Source organism: Pseudomonas sp. C6002 (assembly GCF_013385805.1).
GTDB lineage: Bacteria > Pseudomonadota > Gammaproteobacteria > Pseudomonadales > Pseudomonadaceae > Aquipseudomonas.
Genome location: NZ_JACAPH010000017.1, coordinates 157,659 through 182,074, shown reverse-complemented (window position 1 = coordinate 182,074; position 24,416 = coordinate 157,659). Strand labels below are relative to the sequence as shown.

Below are 24,416 nucleotides of genomic sequence, written 5' to 3'. Positions count from 1 at the left end.
CCGCTGATTACTCAGCGGCCTTGGTGATGGGTTATTGCGCGCCTTGCTTGTCGATCAACGCGGCCAGGGCTTCGTATTCTTCCGGCAGCAAATCGGTCAGCGGGGTACGCACGGGGCCTGCGTCGTAGCCGACGATTTTCGCCCCGGCCTTGACGATGCTCACCGCGTAACCGGCCTTGCGGTTACGGATGTCGAGGTACGGCAGGAAGAAGTCGTCGATGATCTTGCCGACGGTGGCGTGATCTTCCCGGGCAATGGCGTGATAGAAATCCATCGCGGTTTTTGGAATGAAGTTGAACACCGCCGAGGAGTACACCGGCACGCCCAGGGCCTTGTAGGCAGCGGCGTAAACCTCTGCAGTCGGCAAGCCGCCCAGGTAGCTGAAACGGTCACCGAGGCGACGACGGATCGACACCATCAATTCAATGTCACCCAGGCCGTCCTTGTAACCGATCAGGTTCGGGCAGCGCTCGGCCAGGCGTTCCAGCAGCGGCGCGGTCAGGCGGCAGACGTTACGGTTGTAGACCACTACACCGATCTTGACCGACTTGCACACCGCTTCAACGTGGGCGGCAACCCCATCCTGGCTGGCTTCGGTCAGGTAGTGCGGCAGCAGCAGCAAGCCTTTGGCGCCCAGACGCTCGGCTTCCTGAGCGTACTCGATGGCCTGGCGGGTGGCACCGCCGACACCGGCAAGAATCGGCACGCTGGTGGCGCAGGTATCAACGGCGGTTTTCACCACTTGCGAATATTCGCTGGCCGCCAGGGAGAAAAACTCACCGGTGCCGCCAGCGGCGAACAAGGCGGTAGCGCCGTAAGGGGCCAGCCATTCCAGACGCTTGATGTATCCCGCCTGGTGGAAATCACCCTGGGCATTGAAATCGGTCACCGGGAAAGACAGCAGACCGTGAGAGAGGATGGACTTCAGTTCTTGTGGATTCATTATTCGAACACCCTGGGCGAAGACTTTCTGTTGTGAGATTACGGATGGTTATCTTGATGTCGTACGTCATCGTACAACTATAAAAATATTCGTCAACTGCAATTCATCGCCGCCCTTCTCGATTGCTGCTTTCTTGACGTAGGAAGTTTTTCCTCTATGCTCGGGATAACTGTATATACGTACAGTTATTACGGAAGATTCCTACGACATAGCAAGGAGCTAACATGTCAGATCTTGAACTCGCCACACCTGTGAAAACCCCGCCAACCCTGCGTTTTGAAGGCGGCGAACACACCGCCATCGGCGACGACACCCTGTTGCGTTTCGTCAAGGACGCCCCGCCGATTCCCGCCCGGCAGGTCGAATTGCACCTGCCCAATGGCCTGGCGCTGAGCTACGGCCAGATCATCGCCCTGGGCGGTGATTTCTATGGCATCCCCGGGCGCCCCATCAACGAAGGTACATCGCCCGCTGATCGTGTGCAGCGCTTTACCGATGCGTTCAACTCGCTGGCGGTATTGCCAGCATCACGGGAAGAAGCGGGCAAGATCCTCGCGGTGATGCAAAAGGAGATCAATGCGGTCAACCAGGCGATCAAGGATGGCAAGCAACCCCATGAAGCCTATGACGCGCTGGGTGACACCTTGTCCGAGGAATGGAACCGCATCACCGGCGGCGGCAGTGCCGTCTCGGCGCTGATTCCACTGGGGCGCTACCTGAAACTGGCGGCAGACAATGCCGACCACTTTGGCGAATGGGCTTTGGCGGCCTATCTGGCGGGGCATACGGCAGCCTTGCAACAAGCCGTCGTGGCGCATCAGACCGGCACCGACCAGGCGCTGGAACTGGCCTATGCCATGAACAGCTTTGCTGATCACTTTTTGACCGATCTATTTTCCGCCGGGCACCTGCGGGTACCGCGCAAGCAACTGGCGGCAGTGGTGACACCGGGCGAACTGGGATCGCTGATCAGCCGCTTCATGCACGATGAAGACAGCAAGTTCGGGCTCAATGTGCGCAACGCCCTGGGCGAGCAGTGGCATGCCTACGGTGATAAACGCTATTTCGACAGCAACGATGCGGCCAACCGCGCCATGGTCAAACGCGCCGTGCAGGCCTCGGCCGATGAGATCTTCGAAACGTTTATCAGCGGCATGGCGCCCTCCCCGGCCAACTTCAAGGCACCGCTGTATGTGCCGGACCTGAACGCCGCGCAGAACCCGGTGAACAACTTCTCACCGCTGTTCAAGGCTGAAGGCGACAAGGTGCTGCGACGCAAGGACGTCAACAACCTGAACGACAAGCAGTGGACCAATGACTGGTGGGGTTGGAGCACGTATCTGCTGCTCAAGGACTACAAGCCGAATCAGCCGGCCTGAAAGACGTGAGTTAAGCCTCGCGCATTAACCTGTGGCGAGGGAGCTTGCTCCCGTTGGGCTGCGAAGCAGCTCCAGCAAGAACACGGGGTTCTTTCAGACAGAACTCGGGGCAATGGATTTGGGGCCGCTGCGCGGCCCAACGGGAGCAAGCTCCCTCGCCACAATGAGCTTTCAAGCCACACGCTTACGTCCAGCCTGGAATCAACCGCGCTGCGCTTCCGCCTCTTCATGGGCATGGCGCAGCCGCTCACGGCTGTTGGTCAGGTGCAACCGCATGGCCGCCCGCGCCGCATCCGAATCCTGGCGCGCGATCGCCTCATAGATCTCTTCGTGTTCGCGGCTCAGGCGGCTCATGTAGTGCTGCTGGTCATCATGGGCCAGGCGTGCCGAGTTCAGCCGCGTGCGCGGAATGATGCTGGTGCCCAGGTGGGTCATGATGTCGGTGAAGTAGCGGTTGCCGGTGGACAGGGCAATCTGCAGGTGGAACTGGAAGTCCGACGCCACCGCATCACCGGCGTGGGCCGCACTTTCGTTCAGCGCATCGAGGGCAGCACGCATGCCGGCCAATTGCTCGTCGCTACGGCGCTGGGCAGCAAGCCCGGCAGACTCCACTTCCAGGCTGATCCGCAGTTCAAGGATGGCCAGCACATCACGCAGGGTGACAACAGTGGCCGGATCAATCCGGAAACCGCTGGGGCTTGGCGTATCCAGTACAAAAGTGCCGATGCCATGGCGGGTTTCTACCTGCCCGGCGGCCTGCAATCGCGAGATGGCTTCACGCACCACGGTGCGGCTGACCCCATGGGCGTCCATGATCGCCGACTCGGTGGGCAGTTTGTCGCCACGTTTGAGTTGGCCGTCGCGGATCTGCTCGGACAACACCGTGACCAATTCCTGGGCAAGGCTGCGGCGCTTGCGGGGAAGACGAGGGGCGGCGCTGGAGTTTTCCATGATGAATCATCTATCTCGGCGATCTGAAGCACGCATGATAGCCCATGGCGGTTGTACGATCACCGTCCTGTCATGACTTTCATCTATAACCGCCGGGGTTTTCGCCAGGCAAAAAAATGCCCCGGCATCACCGAGGCATTTTCAACGCTGGCCCGAGGGCCCGCGCCTTGTTACTTCACCACTTTCAGACTCGGCCGACCGCTTGGACGCGGTGGCTCGGAATCCGGCGGCGGCACATCATCTTCGCCTTCGAGCTCGATCGCTTCGTCATCCTCAAGGGAAGACTCCAGATCAAACACCATGCCCTGGCCATTTTCCCGGGCGTAGATCCCTAGGATGGCACCGATGGGCACGAACAGCGTATGCGGCACACCGCCGAAACGCCCTTCAAAGCTGACCGCTTCATTGTCCATGTGCAGGTGTCGCACGGCACTGGGTGAAACGTTCAGGACGATTTGTCCGTCACTGGCAAAACCTTGCGGTACCTGAACCGCGGGAAACTCGGAATTGACCAGCATGTGCGGGGTGCAATCGTTGTCCACTATCCACTCATAGAGCGCGCGGACCAGGTAAGGTCGACTGGAGTTCATCAACGGCTCCTTAAGCCTTAGCGCATATCGCGTTCGACACCAGACAGACTCGCCTGGAAAGCCTCACGCGCAAACTGGCGCTCCATGTAGTCAAGCAGCGGCTTGGCAGGCCGCGGCAGTTCTATGCCCAAAATCGGCAAGCGCCAGAGTATGGGTAATAGGCAGCAATCCACCAGACTTTGTTCCTCGCTGAGGAAAAAAGGTTTGTCGGCAAACAACGGCGAAACACCGGTCAGGCTCTCGCGCAATTCCTTGCGCGCCTGAACCCGGGCCGCTTCCTTGCTGCGTGAATCCAGAATCAGGTCCACCAGGCCACACCAGTCACGCTGGATCCGATGGATCAGCAGGCGGCTGTTGGCACGCGCCACCGGGTACACCGGCAGCAACGGTGGATGGGGATAACGCTCATCCAGGTATTCCATCACCACGGTTGACTCCCACAACGCCAGGTCACGATCGACCAGGGTGGGCAAGCTGCCGTAAGGGTTCACTTCGATCAGTTTCGGCGGGTGACGTCCCACCTCCACACTGATGATCTCTGCGCTGACACCCTTCTCTGCGAGCACGATGCGTACTCGGTGGGAATAGTGGTCGGCGGGGTCGGAGTAACAGGCCAACCGATTGGTCACGCCCATGGCGGTCCTCCTCGCTTGTTGAAATTATCGGAAGCTCAAAAACGAGCGCGCCCAGTGAGCATCTCCGTGACGCCTGGATAAACCAGACTTACCTTCAGAGATGCCGCTGGGCGCGCAAGATTAACAGCAATTACTTACGGTTGGATCAATGCACATCCTTCCAGTATTCGCGTTTCAGCAGATAGGCGAACACGAAGAAGAAGGCCAGGTACAGCAACACATAGGTACCAATGCGCTGATGCTGCAGCTTCACTGGGTTGGCCGAGTAGGCCAGGAAGGTCACCAGATTCTTGACCTTCTCGTCGAACTGCTCTTCGTTCAGCGTGCCGGTCTTCGGCACTATGGTCAGCTGATCGCACGCTTCATGAGTCAAAGGCGTACCGGTGAGCGGATCATACTGCTTCTTGCCGTCTTCGACGATTTGTACTTGCTTGCATCCTACCACTTGGCGACCTTGCAGGCCGACCAGAACGTTAGGCATACCGACGTTCGGGAACACTTTGTTGTTCACTCCGTAGGGACGCGTCGGGTCTTCATAGAAGGATTTCAGGTAGCCATAGAGCCAATCGGTGCCACGCACACGGGCCACCAGGGTCAAGTCGGGCGGTGCAGCCCCGAACCAGGTCTTGGCGTCGGCCGGTTGCATGCCGATGGTCATGTGGTCGCCGATCTTCGCCCCGGTGAACACCGAGTGGCTCAGCATCACGTCATGGGGAATGCCCAGGTCGTCGGCCACTCGCTCGTAACGCTGGAACTTGGCGCTGTGGCAGCCCATGCAGTAGTTGGTGAACGTACGCAGCCCGTCCTGCATTGCGGCTTTGTCCGACACGTCGATGTCGACTTTTTCCAGCTCTGGGCCGTGTTCAGCGGCGAAAGACAGCAGCGGCAGGGCCGCAAGAATGAATGCAACGAATAATTTTTTCATCAGCCAGTCACCCTTTCCGGTACCGGTTTGGTCTTCTCGAGCCGGGTGTAGAACGGCATCAGAATGAAGTAGGCGAAGTACAGGAAGGTGCAGACCTGCGACAGCAACGTACGCTCCGGGGTCGGCGCCAATACGCCCAGTACACCCAGGATCACGAACGCAATGCAGAACACCCACAGCCAGATCTTGCTCAGCCAGCCCTTGTAGCGCATGGACTTGACCGGGCTACGGTCGAGCCACGGCAGCACGAACAGCACCGCAATCGCTGCGCCCATGGCGATAACGCCCATGAGTTTGTCGGGAATCGCCCGCAAGATCGCGTAGAACGGAGTGAAGTACCAGACCGGGGCAATGTGTTCCGGGGTCTTGAAGGCGTTCGCCTGTTCGAAGTTCGGTTTCTCGAGGAAATAACCGCCCATCTCCGGGAAAAAGAACACGATCGAGCAGAAGATGAACAGGAACACCACCACACCGACGATATCTTTCACGGTGTAGTACGGGTGGAACGGAATGCCGTCCAGCGGTACGCCGTTTTCGTCCTTGTGCTTCTTGATATCCACGCCGTCGGGGTTGTTCGAACCCACTTCGTGCAACGCCAGGATGTGCAGCACTACCAGGCCCAGGATCACGATCGGCAAGGCCACCACGTGCAAGGCGAAGAAGCGGTTCAGGGTGATCCCGGAGATCAGGTAGTCACCGCGAATCCACTGGGTCAGGTCGTTGCCGATGACCGGGATCGCACCGAACAGCGAGATGATCACCTGGGCGCCCCAATAGGACATCTGGCCCCACGGCAGCAGGTAGCCCATGAAGGCCTCGGCCATCAGCGCCAGGTAGATCAGCATGCCGAACACCCACACCAGCTCGCGAGGCTTCTGGTACGAGCCGTAGAGCAGGCCACGGAACATGTGCATGTAGACGACGATGAAGAACGCCGAGGCGCCGGTGGAGTGCAGCAGACGCAGGATCGAGCCGTACTCGACGTCGCGCATGATGTATTCGACAGAGGCGAAGGCTTCTTCGGCCGACGGGGTGTAGCTCATCGTCAGCCAGACACCGGTAACGATCTGATTGACCAGTACCAGAAGTGCCAGGGAGCCAAAGAAATAGAAGAAGTTGAAATTCTTCGGTGCGTAATACTTGCTGAGGTGGTCTTCCCACATCTTGGTCGCGGGGAAGCGCGCATCCACCCAATCCATGAACTTGCTCATCAGGCTTTCTCCCCCTCGTCGACGCCAATGACAATGACACTGTCAGTCTCGTAGTGATGTGGCGGAACTGGCAGGTTCAGTGGTGCAGGTTGTGACTTGTAGACGCGGCCAGCGAGGTCGTAGTGAGAACCGTGGCACGGGCAGAAATAGCCCCCGACCCAGTCCTTGCCCAGGTCCGCGGGCGCCACTTCCGGGCGGAAGGTGGGAGAGCAACCCAAGTGGGTGCAGATACCGATCAGCAGCAGAATTTCCGGCTTGATCGAGCGAATTTCCTTATCGACGTAAGCGGGTTGGTCGGAATTCTTCGAGTCGGGGTCGGACAGCTGGCCCTCGATCTTCTTCAGATTTCCCAGGATTTCCTCGGTACGACGAACGATGAACACTGGCTGACCGCGCCATTCAGCAATCATTTGCTGGCCTGGATCGATCTTGCTGACATTCACCTTCACCGGTGCACCTGCGGCTTTCGCCTTGGCACTGGGAAACCATGACCCCACGAACGGGACCGCAGCCCCCACCGCTCCTGCAGCACCCACCACGGATGTGGCTGCTACCAAGAAGCGACGCCGGCCTGCATTCACGCCGTCATTGCTCATTCAGTCCTCTCCCATCAGCTTTGTGGCCTGTTAAATCAGGCGTCTACTAAGTGTTAAATCTGAACTTATAAAAATTTTGCCGAATGGTAATGAAAAGCCCCACGTCTGACAAGGTAATTACCCCCGGCACTGGCTCCAAGCCTTTGAGTATAGGGGCTCTACGGATGTGGCAAGTTGTCACACAGATTTTTTTACATAAATAGCAGGCAATAAAAAACGCCCAGCTCCGTGAGGAGGCTGGGCGTTTTCTGGAACGTAAAAGCGAATTAACGCTTCGAGTACTGCGGACGCTTACGCGCTTTACGCAGACCAACTTTCTTACGTTCAACTTCACGAGCATCGCGAGTCACGAAGCCAGCTTTGCGCAGAGCGCCACGCAGGGTTTCGTCGTACTGCATCAGAGCGCGAGTGATACCGTGGCGGATTGCGCCAGCTTGACCACTTACACCGCCACCGATAACGGTGACGTAGATGTCGAACTTTTCAACGGTCTCGGTCAATTCCAGCGGCTGACGAACTACCATGCGGGCAGTTTCGCGACCGAAGAAATTTTCCAGAGTGCGGTTGTTGATCGAGATGTTACCAGTACCCGGACGCAGGAAAACGCGAGCGGTAGCGGTTTTGCGACGGCCAGTGCCGTAATTTTGAGTCGCCGACATAATGAACTATTCCGTTAAAACTTCAGTTCTTGGGGCTGCTGAGCAGCATGAGGGTGAGCAGCGCCCGCATAGACTTTCAGCTTGCGATACATGTCGCGACCCAGTGGGCCCTTCGGCAGCATACCTTTGACCGCGATTTCAATCGGGGCTTCAGGCTTTTTGGAGATCAGGCCTTCGAAGTTCGAAGACTTGATACCGCCTGGGAAACCGGAGTGACGGTAGTACATTTTGTCTTGCGCTTTGTTGCCGGTAACACGTACCTGCTCGGCGTTGATGATGACAATGTAGTCACCGGTATCAACGTGAGGGGTGTACTCAGGCTTGTGCTTGCCACGCAGACGGCTGGCGACTTCAGTGGCCAGACGACCCAGGGTCTGACCAGCGGCGTCGACGACAAACCAGTCGCGCTGAACTGTTTCTGGTTTTGCAGTAAAAGTTGTCATTCTTTAATAGCCTCAGGGGCCGCCCTGTAAATTAGACGGCGGATCTTACTGAATAGTGCGTACTTTGACAAGTCAAAGGCAGCCGGATACAGACGCTATCGGGGGCTCGGGTCGGCGCGTCCGTTCAACGGCAAGATTCTTCGGCAGGCGGCGCATCACTTCCACTGCAGAAAGAGGTGGGCAATTATGCAGATTGCCAAAAAAATTTCAACCTGCTTTTATGATTGTTTTCCCCGAAGGAGTACCCGATGGACTATCGACAGCTGGGCCGAACCGATCTGAACGTGAGCGCGATAGCCTTGGGCACCATGACCTGGGGCGAGCAGAACAGCGAGGCAGAGGCCTTCGCACAGATCGAACGGGCCAAGGCCGCGGGGATCAACTTCCTCGACACCGCGGAAATGTACCCGGTGCCGCCCAAGGCCGACACCTACGCCACCACCGAGCGCTACATCGGTAATTACTTCAAAAGCCGCGGCGACCGTGCCGACTGGATCCTCGCCAGCAAGATCGCCGGCCCCGGCAACACCATCGACTACATCCGCGATGGCAGCCTCAAGCACAACCGCAAGCACATCGCCGAAGCCCTGGACGCGAGCCTCAAGCGCCTGCAAACCGACTGGATCGACCTCTACCAGCTGCACTGGCCGGAACGCAGCACCAACTTTTTCGGCCAACTGGGCTACAAGCACAAGGCCGAAGAAGACCTGACGCCGCTGGAAGAAACCCTCGAAGCCCTGGATGAGCAGGTCAAGGCCGGCAAGATCCGCCACATCGGCCTGTCCAACGAAACCCCGTGGGGCACCATGAAGTTCCTGGCCCTGGCCGAAGCCCGTGGCTGGACCCGCGCGGTGTCGATCCAGAACCCCTACAACCTGCTCAACCGCAGCTTTGAAGTGGGCCTGGCGGAAATCGCCATCCGTGAACAGTGCGGTTTGCTGGCGTATTCACCGCTGGCGTTCGGCATGCTCAGCGGCAAGTACGAAGGTGGCGCACGCCCGGCCAAGGGCCGCCTGAGCCTCTATAGCCGCTTCAGCCGCTACTTCAACCCGCAGTCGGAAGCTGCATGCAGCCGTTATGTGGCACTGGCCCGTGAGCACGGCCTGGACCCGGCGCAGATGGCATTGGCGTTTGTGACCCAACAACCGTTCGTGACCAGCAACATCATTGGCGCCACGACCCTGGAGCAGCTGGACAGCAACATCGCCAGCGCTGATTTGAAACTGTCGGATGAGGTGCTGGCAGGGATTGAGGCGATTCAGAAGGATCATCCGAATCCTGCGCCTTGATTGATCTCTAGACCGCCTTCGCGAGCAAGCCCGCTCCCACATTCGACCGAGTTCCACCTTTGGAATGCAGTCGAATGTGGGAGCGGGCTTGCTCGCGAAGAGGCCCTCAAAAACACCAAGCATTCAAAGCGCCCGCGCAATAATCTCCTTCATGATCTCATTCGTCCCCGCATAAATCCGCTGCACCCGCGCATCTGCCCACGCCCGCGCAATCGGGTATTCCCACATAAACCCATACCCGCCGTGCAGTTGCACACACTCATCCAGCACCTTGCACTGCAGGTCCGTGGCCCAGTATTTGGCCATCGCGGCCGTGGGCACATCGAGCTTGCCTTCCAGGTGCAACTCCATGCACTTGTCGACAAATACCCGGCCGATCTGGGTTTCCGTCGCAATCTCCGCCAGCTTGAAACGGGTGTTCTGGAAGTCGATGATCGCCTTGCCGAACGCCTTGCGGTCGCGGGTGTATTCCAGCGTCCATTGCAGCGCCGCCTCGGCTGACGACAACGCGCCAATCGCCACCGTCAAACGCTCCTGCGGCAACTCCTGCATCAGGTAGGCAAAGCCCATCCCCGCCTGGCCCAGCAGATTCTCCTTGGGCACCCGCACATCCTGGAAGAACAGCTCCGATGTATCCTGGGCCTTCATCCCGACCTTCTCCAGGCGCTTGCCCTTGTCGAAACCCGGCGTGTTGGCCTCCACCAGGAACAGGCTGGTGCCCTTGGCGCCGGCCTTGGGATCGGTCTTGGCCACGACGATCACCAGATCAGCCAGGAAGCCATTGGTGATGAACGTCTTGGAGCCGTTGATCACGTATTCATCGCCATCCAGCACCGCCGTGGTCTTGACCCCTTGCAGGTCGGACCCGGCCCCCGGCTCGGTCATGGCAATCGCCGTGACCATTTCCCCGGAGATCAGCTTGGGCAGGTACTTGTGCTTCAGCGCCTCACTGCCGTAATGCAGGATGTAGGGCGCGACAATGTCCGAATGCAGGGAGAAACCAATCCCGGTCAATCCCAGGCGGCTGATCTCCTCGATCACCACCGCGCTGTAGAGAAAGTCCGCCCCGAGGCCGCCGTACTCTTCCGGCAAATGCGAGCAGAGCATCCCCGCCTCCCCCGCCTTGTTCCACAGGTTGCGGTCGATGTAGCCCTGCTTTTCCCATTGCCCGTGGAACGGCGCCGCGTCTTTTTCGAGGAAGGTGCGCACGCTCTGGCGGAAGAGTTCGTGCTCCGAGCTGAACAAGGTTCTGGGAATCATGGGTCACCTGTGTGAATTGTCGGACAAGACCGGGATCACAGAGCCTAAGCCGCGAAGGCGTCACAGGACACTGGACACATGCGACAAAAAATAAGACGATCCAGCCGTCTGGTGACCACTTTCCCCTATAAGAATAAATGAAATTATGTCTAACCAAATCTCCACGCCCTTGCGGCGCGTCAGCATTTTGGCCATTGATCGGGTATTCGCTTCAACCCTCATGCAAGCCAAGGATTTCTTCCACCTCGCGAGCCTGCGCTACGGCAAACAGCTGGGCCAGGGCCTCACTCCCGCCTTCGAAACCCGCCTGGTCAGCCCCGACGGGCAGTCGGTGCGCAGCTTCAGCGATGTGATCATGCCGGTGGATGGCGGCCTCGAAAACGCCGACATCATCGTGCTCCCGGCCTTCTGGGACGATTTCGACTCGTTGTGCCAACGCTACCCCCAAGTGCTGCCCTGGCTGCGCGAACAACACGCCCGTGGCGCGGTGCTGTGCGGCGAAGCCACCGGGGTGTTCTGGCTCGCCGAAGCCGGCCTGCTGGATGGCAAGGAAGCGACCACCTATTGGCGCTTCTTCAACGCTTTCACCGAACGCTTTCCCAAGGTGCAACTGAATCAGGACAAGCACCTGACCGACGCCGACAACCTGTACTGCGCCGGCGGCACCACTTCAGCCTGCGACCTCTACATCTACCTGATCGAACGCTTCTGCGGCGCCAACATCGCCCAGGCCGTGGCCCGCGACATCCTCTACGAAGTGCAACGCAGCTACGCCCCCGGGCGCATCGGTTTTGGCGGGCAGAAGCTGCACCAGGACGTGATCATCCTGCAGATCCAGCATTGGCTCGAAGAGCACTTCGCCGACAAGTTCCGCTTCGAAGACGTGGCCCGGGAACACGGCATGAGCATCCGCAACTTCATGCGCCGCTTCCAGACCGCCACCGGTGACAAGCCGCTGCACTACCTGCAACGGTTGCGCATCGAGACAGCCAAGGGCCTGCTGTCCGGCAGCCGCAAAAGCATCAAGACCATCAGTTACGAGGTGGGCTACGACGACGCGAGCTTCTTTGCGCGGCTGTTCCGCCAGCATACCGAGCTGTCGCCCAACCAGTATCGCCAGCAATTCCAGCAGGCGGCGTAACCAAAGGGTATACACAGTAAAAATGTGGGAGCTGGCTTGCCTGCGATGGCGGCGTGCCAGGCACCAGAGGCATCAGCTGACAGACCGCTATCGCGGGCAAGCCCGGCTCCCACAGTTGCTTTCTGTTGACCTGGAAATTTTGCATAAAAAAAGGCCCGCATCGCTGCGGGCCTTTTTCATTTCAAGCACATCGCTTACGGCTTGTGCGCCCGCGACAGGAACTCGTGGGACTGCATTTCCAGCAAGCGGCTCAAGGTGCGCTGGAATTCGAAGTTCAAGCGGCCGCCGGTGTAGAGGTCCTTGAGCTCGACTTCCGCCGAGATGATCAGCTTGACGTTGCGGTCGTAGAATTCGTCGACCATGTTGATAAAGCGCCGCGCGATGTCGTCGGTGGTGACGCTCATCTGCTCGACACCGCTCAGGATCACCGCGTGGAAGATCTTGCCCAGTTCGATGTAGTCGTTCTGGCTGCGAGGGCCGTCGCACAGTTCGCGGAATTCGAACCAGGCCACGTCATCGCAGGTACGCAGCGCGATGATTTCGCGGTTTTCGATGATCAGCTTGTCGTTTTCAATCGCCTGGGTGCATTCTGGCGTCAGCGCGCGGAAGCTCTTGCGCAGGCTTTCCTGGGCCACTTCGTTGAGCGGGTAGTGGAACAGTTCGGCTTGTTCAAGGTGACGCAGGCGGTAGTCGACGCCGCTGTCGACGTTGACGATGTCGGTGTTCTGCTTGATCAGGGCGATGGCCGGCAGGAAACGCGCACGTTGCAGACCGTCCTTGTACAGGCCGTCGGGCACGATGTTCGAGGTGGCGACCAGGGTCACGCCGTTCTTGAACAACTCTTCCATCAGGGTGCCGAGGATCATCGCGTCGGTGATGTCGGAGACGAAGAACTCATCGAAACAGATCACCCGGGCTTCTTCCGAGAAGCGCTTGGCGATGATGGTCAGCGGGTTCTTTTCGCCCGGCAGGGTCTTCATCTCTTCATGCACGCGCTTCATGAAGCGGTGGAAGTGGGTGCGGACCTTTTCCTTGAACGGCAGCGCTTCGAAGAAGGTGTCCACCAGGTAAGTCTTGCCCCGGCCAACACCACCCCAGAAATACAGGCCCTTGACCGGCGTATGGTCTTTCTTGCCAAACAGCTTGCTGAACATGCCCGGCTTGTTCTGCGAGGCCTGGACCAGGTCGTCGTACAGGCGCTGCAAATGGCGCACCGCAGTTTCCTGGGCAGCGTCATGGAAGAATTCAGGGCGTTTCAGATCAGCTTGATATCGTTCTAGGGGCGTCATAATTCGTTAGCAAGGCAACAAAAACGGGCCGCCACTGTAACGACGGCCCTGAAGAATGGCAATCAACCCTTGGTCGGGTCAATCCTCGATTGGGGTCAACGCAACGCGCAAGGCTTCGATCGCCGCATCCCGCGAGGCGCTGTCGGCGAACGCCGGGCTATCGGCGACGACTTCACCGTCCAGCCACACGCTGAAGCTCGAGGCTTCACTGCGTACATCCAGCGCCTGACCCGATTGCAGCTGCTTGGTTACGGCGCCTGCGGTTTTACCATCGGCAAAGTTGCGCGACAGCAGCAGTTGCTCGCCTTCGGCCGCCAGCAAACGGAAGCGGAAGCTGCCGTCGTCTTCGCGGAAGCTGACAAAGCGTGCGGCTTTCGCAGCTTTCTTCTTGGTGGTGGCAGCCACGGCGACCGGATTGACGAACGAGCGCAGGCCCACCGCTTCACGCAGTTCGGCCAGGAACGGTGCAGCCACGGCGCGGGCTTTGCGGGCGCCGACCAGCAGCAGGTCTTCCATGTCCGACGGGCGCGACATCAGTTGGTGATAACGCTCGCGCGCTTCACCCAACTGGCCGTCCAGCAGTTGGAACAGACGGTTCTTCGCCTCGCCCCAGCCCAGGCCTTGCAGCAGTTCACCGCGGAACTCTTCTTCCTGGGTCTGGGTGGCAAATGCCTGGTACAGGGTGAACAGGTGCGAGTTGTCCGGATCCTTGGCTTCGCCCGGCGCGCGGGAGTCGGTGACGATCCGCGAGATCGCGTCCTTCATGTCCTTGGCGCTGGTGAACAACGGGATGGTGTTGTCGTAGCTCTTCGACATCTTGCGGCCATCCAGGCCCGGCAAGGTGGCGACGCTTTCTTCGATCAGCGCTTCGGGCATGGTGAAGAATTCTTTACCCTTGCCGAACAGGTGGTTGAAGCGCTGGCCGATGTCGCGAGCCATTTCCACGTGCTGGATCTGGTCACGACCGACCGGCACCTTGTGGGCGTTGAACATCAGGATGTCCGCGGCCATCAGCACCGGGTAGCTGTACAGGCCCATGGTGATCCCCGCATCCGGGTCTTCGCCGTTCTCCAGGTTCTTGTCCACCGAGGCCTTGTAGGCGTGCGCACGGTTGAGCAAGCCCTTGGCCGCCACGCAGGTCAGCAGCCAGGTCAGCTCGGGGATTTCCGGGATGTCGGACTGGCGGTAGAAGGTTACCCGGTTCACATCCAGGCCACCGGCCAGCCAGGTCGCGGCGATTTCCATGCGCGAGCGCTGGATGCGCTGCGGGTCATCGCACTTGATCAGGGCGTGGTAGTCGGCCAGGAAGTAGAAGGAGTCGGCGTTGGCGTCCTGGCTGGCAAGGATCGCCGGGCGAATCGCGCCGGCGTAGTTGCCCAGGTGCGGCGTGCCGGTGGTGGTGATGCCGGTGAGGATGCGGGTACGGGTCGTCATGGGTGATCGCTTGTCATCAATTCGAAAGACGTGGCAGCACAAGATCCTTGAGATCGGTCAGCTTGCCATGAAAAAAGTGTCCGCATTCTGCCACTTTCAGCAGCTCATGGGGGCGATTCAGGGCCGCGGACCAGTCGTAGACGAGTTGCGGGTCGACCACTTCGTCGGTTTCCGGCTGGATCACGGTCAATGGGCAGCCTTGTGGCAACACGTCGTTATCCCGCAGGCGCATCACGGCCGCGGCCACCATGAACAGGTGCGCGAGTTTTTCGCCCTTGGCTTCCAGGCGGCCGCCGAGGGTGGCCGCGACAAACCCGCCGAAGGAAAAACCCAGCAGGGTGATCGGCAGGTCGGGATGCTTTTCACGCAGCCAGGTGGCTGCCGCTTCGGCGTCGTCGACTTCACCGGTGCCCATATCGTGCGTACCGGCACTGGTGCCGACACCGCGATAATTGAAACGTAACGTGATCAAGCCGGCATCGCGCGCGGTGCGTTGCAGGGTCGATACGACTTTGTTGAGCATGGTGCCGCCCTGCACCGGGTTCGGGTGACAGATCAGCGCCAGGCCACGTGGCTCGGGGTGATCCAGATACAGGGCTTCCAGTTGGCCTACCGGGCCATCGATCAAAACGGGGGTTTCACGCATCAGCAAGGAAGGAACTCCGTGACCTCTCAAGGGGTCGACTCGTCTAGCTAAAAGTCTGTGCATGGCATCATTGCGAGCTTAATCGCGGTATACAGCGCAGGTCCGAGCCGTTAACGTAAAGCAAAGCCGTTTATAGAGGAAGGACTCGTGGAACACTCGCTCTTAGTTTGGTTGTTGCCGACTCTCGCCTTGGTTGCCGGTGTCGCCATTGGATTCCTGGTCGCCCGCCTGCTGCCGAATGCCGCGCCTAACCGCACGCAGCGTCAGCTGGATGACATTCAGGAACGTTTTGACAGTTATCAGAACGAGGTTGTTACCCACTTCAACAGCACCGCGACCCTGGTGAAAAAGCTCACTCAGAGCTATCAGGAAGTACAGGATCATCTCGCCGAGGGTGCCAACCGCCTGGCCCTGGACGACATCACCCGCCAGCGCCTGCTGGCCGCGCTGCATTCCGATGCACCGCACGCTCCACGGGAACGCCTGACCCCTCCGCGGGAAAATCAGGAACCGCCACGGGATTACGCGCCAAAAACGCCAAATGCCCCGGGGATGCTGGATGAGCATTACGGCTTGAAGAAGTAATAGCTAGCCCGGCTGATCGATGATCAGCCGGGCTTTTTTGTTGGAATCAGGTCGACCAGACGACACTGATCCAATGTGGGAGCGGGCTTGCTCGCGAATGCGGTCTATCAGTCACCCGATGTATTAACTGACCCACCGTATTCGCGAGCAAGCCCGCTCCCACATTGACCGAGTCCGACTTCAGGACACTGGCTGTTCTTGTAGCTGCCCGTTCTCGATCCGCACGTGCCGCCCATGGAAACGCTTGAGGCTGCTGCGGTGCCCGACGCTGACGATGCTCAACCCCGGCAATTCATCGATCAACGCCTGATACAGCGCCGCCTCATCTTCCTCGTCCATCGCCGAGGTGGCCTCGTCCATGTACAGCCATTGCGGTTCAAACAACAACGCCCGCGCAAACGCCAGGCGCTGTTGCTCACCCGGCGACAGCATGCGCTGCCAGTGATTGGCTTCGTCCAAGCGTGGAATCAGATGCGCCAGGCGGCAGGTTTCCAGGACCTGTGCATAACGTTGCGCCGGGTACGCGCCCTCCTCCTGTGGATAACTCAACACACCCCGCAAGGTACCAATCGGCAGGTACGGCTTTTGCGGCAGGAACAGATAACGCTCGGCCGGCAAGCGGATGTTGCCGTGGCCGTTTGGCCAGAGATTGCCCATGGCCCGCAGCAAGGTTGACTTGCCGCTGCCGGAACGCCCGCTGAGCATCAATCGCTCACCCTCGGCAACCGTCAGGTTGGCGCCATCCAGCAGGTGACGACCATCCGCCAGATCGAGGCTGAGGTTGCTCATCTGCAAATTGCCGCCCTGGCGTTGCAACTCGATGCCCATGTTGCGGCCTTCGTTTTCCTCCATCGCCTCGCCAAAGCTCAGCAGACGATCACAGGTCGCACGCCAGCTGGCCAACACGGTGTACGCGTCGACAAACCAGCTCAGGCTGCCCTGCACGCTGCCAAACGCACTGGCCACTTGCATCAGCACGCCCAGCTCTATCTGGCCGGAAAAGTAACGCGGCGCTGCCACCACAAACGGGAAGATGATCGCGATCTGCGAGTAACCACTGGTGAAGAAGTTCAGGCGCTTCTTGAGCTGCATGATGCTCCAGAAGTTGCTCCACACCCGCCCGAAACGTGCACTCAGTTGTTGGTGTTCATTCGGCTCGCCATTGAACAGCGCGATGCTTTCGGCGTTCTCGCGCACCCGCACCAGGCTGAAACGCAAGTCGGCCTCGAAGCGTTGCTGGCGGTTGCTCAAGCCGATCAGTTTTCGACCAATCAAGTGGGTCAACCAACTGCCCAGCACGGCATATACCAGTGCCGCCCAGAACATATAGCCGGGAATCGTGATGCCCCAAACCTCGATACTGCCGGACACGCCCCACAGGATCACCGAGAACGACACCAGGCTCACCAGGTTACTGATAAACCCCAGGCCCAGGCTCAGGGTGCTGCTGGTAAAGGCGTTGAGGTCTTCGGAGATACGTTGGTCGGGGTTATCGGTGTAGCCGCCATATTCCAGGTGGTAGTAGTTCTTCTCGCTCAGCCACTTGGCGAAGTAGGTTTCAGTCAGCCAGCGCCGCCAGCGGATGGTGAGCATTTGCTGCAAATAGGAAGTGAACACCCCGGTGACGATCGCCACCACGGCGATCACGCTGAAATACATCAGCAGGTGGGTGAAGGCGTCGTAGTCCTTCTTTTCCAGGGCGTTATAGAAGTCGCGGTTCCAGCTGTTGAACCACACCGACACGGCCACACTGAACAGCGAAAGCCCCAGCACCACCAGCAGCAACAGCCAGGCCTTGAACTTCTCCTCACTGCGCCAGTAGGGGGTGATCAGCGCCCAGACTTTCCTTAAAAATTGCCCACGCACCGCGTCATTGACCGCGGAATACTCAGCGTTCTGATTCATTGTTCAGGCTCGGTAGGAAAAAAATAACAGGCGTTTGAACCGATCATAAACGATCGGTTCAGGGCTCCGTGCGGCCTGAAGCAGATTGTTCAGTCGCCGTTCAACGTCGAACCGGGCGTTTCTGCAACTTGCGCTGCAACGTTCGACGATGCATGCCCAGGGCGCGGGCCGTGGCGGAGATGTTGCCTTCGTGCTCGGTCAACACCCGCTGGATGTGTTCCCACTGCAGGCGGTCCACCGACATCGGGTTTTCCGGCACCAGGGTGTCGAGGTCGGCGTGCTCGGAGAGCAAGGCGGCCAGCACGTCGTCGGCATCTGCCGGCTTGCACAGATAGTTGCAGGCGCCACGCTTGATCGCCTCGACGGCGGTGGCAATGCTGGAATAGCCGGTGAGGATCACCACGCGCATTTCCGGGTCCAGCTCCAGCAGCTTGGGCAGCAGCACCAGGCCGGAGTCGCCGTCCATTTTCAGGTCCAGGGCCGCGTATTCCGGCAGGTCGGCCGTGGCGATGGCCAGGCCTTCCTCGGCGGAACCTGCGGTGCTGACGCGAAAGCCACGACGGCTCATGGCGCGGGCCATCACGCGGGTAAAGGTGGCGTCGTCATCTACCAGCAGCAGGTGCGGCAGTTCTTCGCCTTCGACTTGGATCTCGTCACTCATCGATGTCTCCTCGTGCGACACGGGGCAGGCGCAGCTCGGTGAGCGTGCCGCCTTCCTCATGACTATAGAGTTTCACTGAGCCGCCCGCGCGGGTCACGCTGGCCTTGCTCAAAAACAGGCCCAGGCCGAAGCCTTTGCCCTTGGTGGTAAAGAAGGGCTTGCCGATCTGCTCGGCAATCGCCAGCGGCACACCGGCGCCGTGGTCGCGAATGCTGATGGTGAAGTCTTCCGCATCCCAGTCCAGGGTCACTTCCAACCCTTCCGGGCAGGCATCGGCGGCGTTGTTCAGCAGGTTCAGCAGCGCCTGGGTCAGGTCCGGCGGCGGTGCCATGCGCGGCACCGTGCCCTGGCCCAGCAGGTGGAACCGGTAACTGGCTTCGGGACGCATCAGGTGCCAGCGGTTCAGGGCTTCGTCCAGCCACTGGGTGACGTCTTGCATCTCCACCGCCAGGCGGCGATTGGCCTCGGCGGCGCGCACCAGCTGCTGCAAGGTCAGCTTGCACTGCTTTACCTGTTCCTGCAGCACGCTCAGGTCGTCTTGCAGGGCCGGATCGTGATGGTCCTGGGTCATTTCCTTGAGCAGTACGCTCATGGTCGCCAGCGGCGTGCCCAATTCGTGGGCCGCGCCGGCGGCCTGGGTGGCAACGGCCAGCAGCTGCTGGTCACGCAGGCCTTCTTCGCGGCGAATGGCGCGCAGTTCTTCCTGGCGGCGCAGCTCTTCCGCCATTCGTGCGGCAAAAAAGGTGATGACCGCCGCCGACAGGGCAAAGCTCAGCCACATGCCGTAGATCTGCAGGTTTTCCCGGGCGATGGGGAAGGTCTGCAACGGGTAGAACTGTGCCAGCAGCAGGGTGTACAGGGTCAGGGCAATACCCGACAGCACCACCGAATAGCGCCACGGCAAGGTCACCGCCGCGATGGTCAGTGGCACCAGGTAATAGGACACGAACGGGTTGGTGGAGCCGCCGGAGAAGTACAGCAACACACTGTGGATAAACAGGTCGCAGGCCAGTTGCAGGGCGTATTCCAGCTCGGTCACAGGCCACGTGGTGCGCAGCCGGATGACGGTAAATACACACAGCACCGTGGAGAAGCCGAGGGTCACGGCCAACTGCAACCAGGGCAGCGGCAGCAGCTTGAACCAATAGGCGAGCCCCACCGAACCGGCCTGTGCGGCCAGCACCAGGGTGCGGATGAACGTCAGGCGCCAAAGGTTCTGGCGGGTGGCGGAAGTCAGTTTTACGGCGGCGAGCATGAGCTCTCCCGATGAGCGCTGCAGGCGGATCGCACGGAGTATAAACGAAGCGACAGCGCTGGCACGGCGTGTGTGGCTCTTTGACGCAGGGGTCAGGATCATGACCGTTCGTCGGCATCCGCCAACTTGTAGCGAATGTGTAAACCCGAAGAACTGAAACCTTGCGTCTACAGTCTTACCGAACACGAACATCTCAAGGAGCTTACATGTCTCGTTTCATTCGCAGTGCAGCCACCCTCACCCTCGGCGCCGCTACCCTCGCCAGCCTGCCGGCCATGGCCGCTGACGAACTGCATTACAACCAGATTTCCCTGCGTGCCGAAGTCAGCCAGGAAGTGGCGCGCGACCAGATGATCGTCACCCTGTACACCGAGTCGCAGAACACCGACTCGGCCAAGCTTGCCGCCGAAATCACCACCACCATGAACAAGGCGCTGGCCCAGGCCCGCGAAGTCAAAGGCGTGACCCTGCGCCAGAGTAGCCGCAACAGCTACCCGATCTACGACAACAAGAACCAGAAAATCACCGGCTGGCGTGAACGCGCTGAGCTGCGCATGGAAAGTGCCGACTTCGCCGCCCTGTCCAAGCTCACCGGCGACATGCTGACCAACCTGAAAATGGACAGCATGGACTTCGCCATCGCCAACCCGACCCGCAAGGCCAGCGAAGATGCCCTGCTTAAAGAAGCGGTCACCGCATTCAAGGCCCGTGCACAACTGGCCACCGATGCGCTGGGCGGCAAGGGCTACAAGATCGTCAACCTGAACTTCAACACCAACGGTTATCCACAGCCGTATGCCCGCGGCGGGATGATGATGAAAGCCGCAGCGATGGATTCGGCACCGACGCCGGAAGTCGAAGCCGGCACCAGCCAGGTCAACATGACCGCAGATGGCGTGATCGAAGTCCAGATGCCTTGATGGAGCGGTACCCCAGTTGCAATGACGCTGCCCACGGGCAGCGTTTTTTTTGCCTGCGCACTTCATTCAAGAAGTATCAGCGGTAATAACCGGATATCAGCTTAAGAAAATACTCAATGGCTGAGAGTGTTCTGGTCCACACACCTTGAAGCGCACCGGCGATAAATCTTTTCAGCTTATAACCCGCGTAATGGCGAACTACATCTTCCCCATCAAAGAACGGAACACGCCTACACGCTGAACCACCTATGGCGGACATCACATCATTCCTGCACACCATGCACATCAGGATTTGTCATATGACCACCATAGGTTCCATCGCGGCAAACAACGGCTTCTTCCTTGATACCCCCTCCTCGGCAGGTATTGCCGAAGAACAGGGAAAACCCCGCCAAGGTACGGATACTTCACGGCAGACATATTCGCCAGGGCAGCCCGTAAAGGCAGCCGATCGGGCCACCGACACTCCCGCATCACGACCCCGCCGTCACACTCACGACGTGTTGATCCCGGGATTGCCATACAACAAGACAGTCGAAAACTACATTCGCAGTGCAACGACAGGGTTCGAGACGCCCCTGGAAAGCACCGCCAACCTTATCAAGGCCGAAATCAAGAAAAAGTGGGGCGAGGACGTTGATCCGGACAACACGTTTATTACTACCTTCAACTACGACCCGACACGGGGAAGGCCTCCTCGCAATGCAAAGGTACTGAACCGGATAACCTTGACCCAGGCGGCCCTGCAAGATGTGCAGAAAAAAAACAACACCGATGAACACCAGACGCCCGAGGAAAAAACACGCACGACCCTGCATACCTGGCTGGAACGGCTACTGACGTTTTCGCCGCTGGGCCAGGCGGGGCTTGCCATTGACTCTGCCGTCAATGCCCAGCAGACCTATGAGTTTATATACCGCGCCTCCCCGCCCGGCCAGCGCCAGCAATACAACGAGTCGATGCGGATCAAAAAGACCCCGGAGCAATTCAGGGAATTGGTGTGGAACACCGAACGCGCCGCGCCGTATAAAACATTCCTGGATACGTTCTGGCCCAGCCACGAAAGCAAATACACGGCATTGACCAAGGCCTCCTTCGTTGCCGCCATCCTGCTCCAGGAAAAGACCGGCAGCCTGAGCCCAAGCGACAAGGAACTGGCGCTACGCGCAGCGAACTTGACCACCGATAAAGACTGGTCGAACCTCCGCGTCGAGGACCTGAAAGCCTCTGCCGCCCAGGACCCAGGCCTGGAAATGGGTCTGCTCAGCATCAACGGTTTTCAATCTTCGGACCTGCTGTACATCACCGACAAAAACCCCAAGGTCACCGATGACGGCAAGATCATCAGCCCCACGCTTTTGTATATTCCCGGCAACTCGTCGCCTATTCATCGCTTTGACAGCCAGGCCCAGATGAAAAACTGGCTGGCTGAGCAAGCTGCCGACCCCACCAAGCGCGAAGCCCTTTCAACCCATTTCACGCTGCGTGACCAGGCCGACCGGACGTTCTCCGACGGCGTGAACCAGACACTGACCGGGCTGGGTGGCTGGCACCGCAAAGACGCGCCGGATGCCGATGTGTTGGAGCGCCTGAATGAATTCAACCCGCAGACTTTCATCACCACCGAACCCCTCGCCCAGGACCCATTCGAGGCCATTACTGCCCGCCAGAAAGATCGCTCGTACAAGGATGCCGAGACCCAAATCGTCACCGACAGCGACGTGACCAAAGCCAACATCCTCAAAGGCCTGGAAACCGCCACCAAAGTCGCGATGCTGATGACGCCGCTGGCACTGGTGATGCCCGAAGTCGCCGTGGCCCTCGAGGTGTTCTACGTCGCCTCCGGCGTAGCGGAGGCCGGTATCGGCATCGATGACGTCAAGCACGGCAAGAAAGGCGGGGCCGACCATATCGTGTTCGGAGTGCTCAATGCGCTGCCGACGGTGGCTTCGGGCGCAACTTCACTGGTGGAGAAAGGGATAGAGAGGGCCTCGAAAGCCCTTGAGTCCTCCACCCGCATCGCCCTCACGCGCGAAGTCGAGCCGGGAGCTGCAGGGGCAAGCGTGCTGGTACCTGAGGGCCTGTCCGCAGACCAGACCTTCCTGATCAAGCGTGCAACCCATACCGATGTAGTGGTCGGGGATGACGTTTACCGCTACGACCCCGCACAACCGGACGCCTTGACCAAGATGGGGCCTACCGAGCATGCCGAGCCGCTGGAGGATTTTGAAGCCGTTTGTGCGCCGGTTGGGCGCCGCGTAAAGCGCAACATTGACAGCTTGTGCTACACAAAAATGATCGAGGACGCCGATACATCGGTCGCTCAAGACGCCCAGGCACTTGAGCATCGGCGTCTCTTGCCGGGCGCCCCAACGCAGGAAGGCGCGCGGACCGTGGTGCATGAGCACAGGCTGTATAGAGTGAGCGACACATCCAGCCAGGAGCTGATGTCGGTGCCCGGGCACACGCCGGTTACCTACCGCAACCAAACCAGCGGGGTGGTGCTCAATGAGCCGGACTTCGGCTATGAAGATATCGGTCAACCACGGGCGCTCAACCAGGAAACCGTGGTTGTAAAGCTGGACCAGATCAGTGATCTCAGTGATGACCAGCGCGTCCTGAGGGGCATAAAAATACCCTACGCAGGAATAGATTATGTGGTGGTCGAGGGCGATACCGGCATTTACTACGTGGCCGAATACGACGGTTCGAACCCTGCGCTCAACTTTCAACGCATCGCCGCAAACACCGATCCGGCCAGCCGGGACATCATCAGGCTGCATGACGAGTACAAGGACCTCTATCGTGACATTTCCGGAAAAACCCACAATAACGATCTGGTGATACTGCCCTCCCTGGACTCACTGGCAAAAAAACTGAGCCTTGAATACAACTTCACACCCGATCAAGCCACCCAACTGGACCGAGTCCTGGCCGGACTGTCCGATGAAAAGAAACGTGAAGTTCTACTGGCAGTCTATGCCTGGGACAAGAAGGTAGAGGTGGCCGCCAAGACCATACAACTTGAGCCCCTTCAAAAGCCTCACTATTTCGGGCAGCTCACGGTCAACGAGCAAAACAAGGCCTACGCCCGTTGGGGCAAGAGAACGGTGGAGGAACAGTTCCAGACAACCGGTATACGGTCGGCCAACCAGAAAACCCTGGCCGATGCCGGTAACAGTCTGCGCAGCGACGTGGCCAATGAAATAGTGACCTGGCTATACACTCGAACCGGCGCGCCCAACTACTCGGAGGTCATCCTGAAAACGGGTGCTGGCAATTGCGACCAGATGGCCAGGGTCGCCACCGATACCGTTAACGCCAGTGGCGGCTTTGCCCGCATTGCACAAGTGCAGGGACACACCTTCAGCGTGGTCGGCGGCCCCGCAAGTCAGCCTAACCTCTTGACCGCTGGATTTGCCGAGCCCGAATGGGCTGATGCGTGGATAGTGGACCCATGGGCCGGTATCACTTGTCCGGCCAACGAGTACCACGGCCAATTCGCACAACGCATGCAGGAATGGAGCGACGAGGGCCGGCAAATCCTGATCGGAGATGGTGGTACGCCGCCTCGGCACGTCTGGAGCGATCCTATGGACCCGCGGTGGATACAGTCCACCGTTTATGGCGGCGCACAGGTGTTTTAAGGCGATCGCCGCGACGCAGGCGCTTATCTCAACCTGGGTAACCCGAACGGCG

Annotated in this window: 22 protein-coding genes; 6 read left to right on the top strand and 16 right to left on the bottom strand. The window is 59.4% G+C overall.

Annotated elements, in window-relative coordinates; genetic code table 11:
* Positions 1-31: 31 nt before the first annotated feature.
* The gene (gene kdgD, locus HX817_RS11145; RefSeq protein ID WP_003216058.1) at positions 32-943 is read right to left on the bottom strand and encodes a 5-dehydro-4-deoxyglucarate dehydratase; all 912 of its coding nucleotides are present in this window, start codon (positions 941-943) and stop codon (positions 32-34) included.
* A 224-nt stretch (positions 944-1,167) separates the two neighbouring features.
* Here kdgD and HX817_RS11140 point away from each other — a divergent pair, with 224 nt between their 5' ends.
* Entirely contained in the window at positions 1,168-2,322 is a 1,155-nt protein-coding gene (locus tag HX817_RS11140) for a phospholipase (protein ID WP_177040249.1), read from the top strand.
* Between the two features lie 201 nt (positions 2,323-2,523).
* On the opposite strand, the gene HX817_RS11135 is transcribed toward HX817_RS11140, so the two are convergent.
* The 8 genes from HX817_RS11135 to rplM all read right to left on the bottom strand — a co-directional run bounded on the left by HX817_RS11135 (position 2,524) and on the right by rplM (position 8,332).
* Positions 2,524-3,273 carry a FadR/GntR family transcriptional regulator gene (locus HX817_RS11135; protein ID WP_008437251.1) on the bottom strand — a complete coding sequence of 250 codons (750 nt, stop codon included), beginning with the start codon at positions 3,271-3,273 and terminating at the stop codon, positions 2,524-2,526.
* A gap of 170 nt (positions 3,274-3,443) precedes the next feature.
* Positions 3,444-3,863, bottom strand: coding sequence for a ClpXP protease specificity-enhancing factor (locus tag HX817_RS11130; protein WP_003216051.1), 420 nt, complete (start codon positions 3,861-3,863; stop codon positions 3,444-3,446).
* 17 nt (positions 3,864-3,880) lie between these two features.
* Positions 3,881-4,498: a glutathione S-transferase N-terminal domain-containing protein gene (locus HX817_RS11125; RefSeq protein ID WP_003216049.1), complete on the bottom strand. Its 618-nt coding sequence runs from the start codon at positions 4,496-4,498 to the stop codon at positions 3,881-3,883.
* Between the two features lie 145 nt (positions 4,499-4,643).
* Positions 4,644-5,423, bottom strand: a complete 780-nt coding sequence (locus tag HX817_RS11120) for a cytochrome c1 (protein ID WP_003216044.1) — start codon at positions 5,421-5,423, stop codon at positions 4,644-4,646.
* Positions 5,423-6,634, bottom strand: a complete 1,212-nt coding sequence (locus tag HX817_RS11115; protein ID WP_003216042.1) for a cytochrome bc complex cytochrome b subunit — start codon at positions 6,632-6,634, stop codon at positions 5,423-5,425. The genes HX817_RS11120 and HX817_RS11115 overlap by 1 nt, the downstream gene beginning before the upstream one ends.
* Positions 6,634-7,230 carry a ubiquinol-cytochrome c reductase iron-sulfur subunit gene (gene petA / locus HX817_RS11110; RefSeq protein WP_003216040.1) on the bottom strand — a complete coding sequence of 199 codons (597 nt, stop codon included), beginning with the start codon at positions 7,228-7,230 and terminating at the stop codon, positions 6,634-6,636. The genes HX817_RS11115 and petA overlap by 1 nt, the downstream gene beginning before the upstream one ends.
* A 266-nt stretch (positions 7,231-7,496) precedes the next feature.
* A complete protein-coding gene (gene rpsI / locus HX817_RS11105; protein WP_003216038.1) occupies positions 7,497-7,889 on the bottom strand; it encodes a 30S ribosomal protein S9 in 393 nt (130 codons plus the stop codon).
* Between the two features lie 14 nt (positions 7,890-7,903).
* Positions 7,904-8,332: a 50S ribosomal protein L13 gene (gene rplM, locus HX817_RS11100; protein ID WP_003216032.1), complete on the bottom strand. Its 429-nt coding sequence runs from the start codon at positions 8,330-8,332 to the stop codon at positions 7,904-7,906.
* A gap of 248 nt (positions 8,333-8,580) precedes the next feature.
* Between rplM and HX817_RS11095 the strand changes: the two genes are divergently transcribed.
* Positions 8,581-9,621: an NADP(H)-dependent aldo-keto reductase gene (locus HX817_RS11095; protein WP_008437253.1), complete on the top strand. Its 1,041-nt coding sequence runs from the start codon at positions 8,581-8,583 to the stop codon at positions 9,619-9,621.
* Positions 9,622-9,744: 123 nt separating this feature from the next.
* Here the strand turns inward: HX817_RS11095 and HX817_RS11090 are convergent, their stop codons facing one another.
* Complete coding sequence (locus HX817_RS11090; protein WP_003216028.1) at positions 9,745-10,881, bottom strand: acyl-CoA dehydrogenase family protein; 1,137 nt, start codon at positions 10,879-10,881, stop codon at positions 9,745-9,747.
* Positions 10,882-11,101: 220 nt separating this feature from the next.
* Here HX817_RS11090 and HX817_RS11085 point away from each other — a divergent pair, with 220 nt between their 5' ends.
* Entirely contained in the window at positions 11,102-12,022 is a 921-nt protein-coding gene (locus HX817_RS11085; RefSeq protein ID WP_173406101.1) for a GlxA family transcriptional regulator, read from the top strand.
* A gap of 194 nt (positions 12,023-12,216) precedes the next feature.
* On the opposite strand, the gene zapE is transcribed toward HX817_RS11085, so the two are convergent.
* From zapE to HX817_RS11070, 3 genes are all read right to left on the bottom strand, one after another.
* Positions 12,217-13,311, bottom strand: coding sequence for a cell division protein ZapE (gene zapE, locus HX817_RS11080; RefSeq protein WP_003216025.1), 1,095 nt, complete (start codon positions 13,309-13,311; stop codon positions 12,217-12,219).
* 78 nt (positions 13,312-13,389) lie between these two features.
* Entirely contained in the window at positions 13,390-14,745 is a 1,356-nt protein-coding gene (locus tag HX817_RS11075) for a tryptophan--tRNA ligase (RefSeq protein WP_102604564.1), read from the bottom strand.
* Between the two features lie 16 nt (positions 14,746-14,761).
* Complete coding sequence (locus HX817_RS11070) at positions 14,762-15,391, bottom strand: alpha/beta hydrolase (RefSeq protein WP_023659190.1); 630 nt, start codon at positions 15,389-15,391, stop codon at positions 14,762-14,764.
* A gap of 147 nt (positions 15,392-15,538) precedes the next feature.
* Here HX817_RS11070 and HX817_RS11065 point away from each other — a divergent pair, with 147 nt between their 5' ends.
* Positions 15,539-15,976: a YhcB family protein gene (locus HX817_RS11065; protein WP_003216019.1), complete on the top strand. Its 438-nt coding sequence runs from the start codon at positions 15,539-15,541 to the stop codon at positions 15,974-15,976.
* Positions 15,977-16,156: 180 nt separating this feature from the next.
* Here the strand turns inward: HX817_RS11065 and HX817_RS11060 are convergent, their stop codons facing one another.
* The 3 genes from HX817_RS11060 to HX817_RS11050 all read right to left on the bottom strand — a co-directional run bounded on the left by HX817_RS11060 (position 16,157) and on the right by HX817_RS11050 (position 19,797).
* The gene (locus HX817_RS11060; protein WP_003216018.1) at positions 16,157-17,881 is read right to left on the bottom strand and encodes an ABC transporter ATP-binding protein/permease; all 1,725 of its coding nucleotides are present in this window, start codon (positions 17,879-17,881) and stop codon (positions 16,157-16,159) included.
* Between the two features lie 100 nt (positions 17,882-17,981).
* Positions 17,982-18,542, bottom strand: a complete 561-nt coding sequence (locus tag HX817_RS11055) for a response regulator transcription factor (RefSeq protein WP_003216016.1) — start codon at positions 18,540-18,542, stop codon at positions 17,982-17,984.
* Positions 18,535-19,797 carry an ATP-binding protein gene (locus HX817_RS11050; RefSeq protein ID WP_003216013.1) on the bottom strand — a complete coding sequence of 421 codons (1,263 nt, stop codon included), beginning with the start codon at positions 19,795-19,797 and terminating at the stop codon, positions 18,535-18,537. Before HX817_RS11050 ends, HX817_RS11055 begins: the two co-directional genes overlap by 8 nt.
* A gap of 206 nt (positions 19,798-20,003) precedes the next feature.
* Here HX817_RS11050 and HX817_RS11045 point away from each other — a divergent pair, with 206 nt between their 5' ends.
* Both HX817_RS11045 and HX817_RS11040 read left to right on the top strand, forming a co-directional pair.
* Positions 20,004-20,717: an SIMPL domain-containing protein gene (locus HX817_RS11045; RefSeq protein ID WP_177040248.1), complete on the top strand. Its 714-nt coding sequence runs from the start codon at positions 20,004-20,006 to the stop codon at positions 20,715-20,717.
* 299 nt (positions 20,718-21,016) lie between these two features.
* Complete coding sequence (locus tag HX817_RS11040) at positions 21,017-24,364, top strand: dermonecrotic toxin domain-containing protein (protein WP_023659189.1); 3,348 nt, start codon at positions 21,017-21,019, stop codon at positions 24,362-24,364.
* Positions 24,365-24,416 lie beyond the last annotated feature (52 nt).

Excerpts from the sequence above, each read along its gene's own strand:
- kdgD (WP_003216058.1), bottom strand. The coding sequence starts at position 943 with ATGAATCCACAAGAACTGAAGTCCATCCTCTCTCACGGTCTGCTGTCT.
- HX817_RS11140 (WP_177040249.1), top strand. The coding sequence starts at position 1,168 with ATGTCAGATCTTGAACTCGCCACACCTGTGAAAACCCCGCCAACCCTG.
- HX817_RS11135 (WP_008437251.1), bottom strand. The coding sequence starts at position 3,273 with ATGGAAAACTCCAGCGCCGCCCCTCGTCTTCCCCGCAAGCGCCGCAGC.
- HX817_RS11130 (WP_003216051.1), bottom strand. The coding sequence starts at position 3,863 with ATGAACTCCAGTCGACCTTACCTGGTCCGCGCGCTCTATGAGTGGATA.
- HX817_RS11125 (WP_003216049.1), bottom strand. The coding sequence starts at position 4,498 with ATGGGCGTGACCAATCGGTTGGCCTGTTACTCCGACCCCGCCGACCAC.
- HX817_RS11120 (WP_003216044.1), bottom strand. The coding sequence starts at position 5,423 with ATGAAAAAATTATTCGTTGCATTCATTCTTGCGGCCCTGCCGCTGCTG.
- HX817_RS11115 (WP_003216042.1), bottom strand. The coding sequence starts at position 6,634 with ATGAGCAAGTTCATGGATTGGGTGGATGCGCGCTTCCCCGCGACCAAG.
- petA (WP_003216040.1), bottom strand. The coding sequence starts at position 7,230 with ATGAGCAATGACGGCGTGAATGCAGGCCGGCGTCGCTTCTTGGTAGCA.
- rpsI (WP_003216038.1), bottom strand. The coding sequence starts at position 7,889 with ATGTCGGCGACTCAAAATTACGGCACTGGCCGTCGCAAAACCGCTACC.
- rplM (WP_003216032.1), bottom strand. The coding sequence starts at position 8,332 with ATGACAACTTTTACTGCAAAACCAGAAACAGTTCAGCGCGACTGGTTT.
- HX817_RS11095 (WP_008437253.1), top strand. The coding sequence starts at position 8,581 with ATGGACTATCGACAGCTGGGCCGAACCGATCTGAACGTGAGCGCGATA.
- HX817_RS11090 (WP_003216028.1), bottom strand. The coding sequence starts at position 10,881 with ATGATTCCCAGAACCTTGTTCAGCTCGGAGCACGAACTCTTCCGCCAG.
- HX817_RS11085 (WP_173406101.1), top strand. The coding sequence starts at position 11,102 with ATGCAAGCCAAGGATTTCTTCCACCTCGCGAGCCTGCGCTACGGCAAA.
- zapE (WP_003216025.1), bottom strand. The coding sequence starts at position 13,311 with ATGACGCCCCTAGAACGATATCAAGCTGATCTGAAACGCCCTGAATTC.
- HX817_RS11075 (WP_102604564.1), bottom strand. The coding sequence starts at position 14,745 with ATGACGACCCGTACCCGCATCCTCACCGGCATCACCACCACCGGCACG.
- HX817_RS11070 (WP_023659190.1), bottom strand. The coding sequence starts at position 15,391 with ATGCGTGAAACCCCCGTTTTGATCGATGGCCCGGTAGGCCAACTGGAA.
- HX817_RS11060 (WP_003216018.1), bottom strand. The coding sequence starts at position 17,881 with ATGAATCAGAACGCTGAGTATTCCGCGGTCAATGACGCGGTGCGTGGG.
- HX817_RS11055 (WP_003216016.1), bottom strand. The coding sequence starts at position 18,542 with ATGAGTGACGAGATCCAAGTCGAAGGCGAAGAACTGCCGCACCTGCTG.
- HX817_RS11050 (WP_003216013.1), bottom strand. The coding sequence starts at position 19,797 with ATGCTCGCCGCCGTAAAACTGACTTCCGCCACCCGCCAGAACCTTTGG.
- HX817_RS11045 (WP_177040248.1), top strand. The coding sequence starts at position 20,004 with ATGTCTCGTTTCATTCGCAGTGCAGCCACCCTCACCCTCGGCGCCGCT.
- HX817_RS11040 (WP_023659189.1), top strand. The coding sequence starts at position 21,017 with ATGACCACCATAGGTTCCATCGCGGCAAACAACGGCTTCTTCCTTGAT.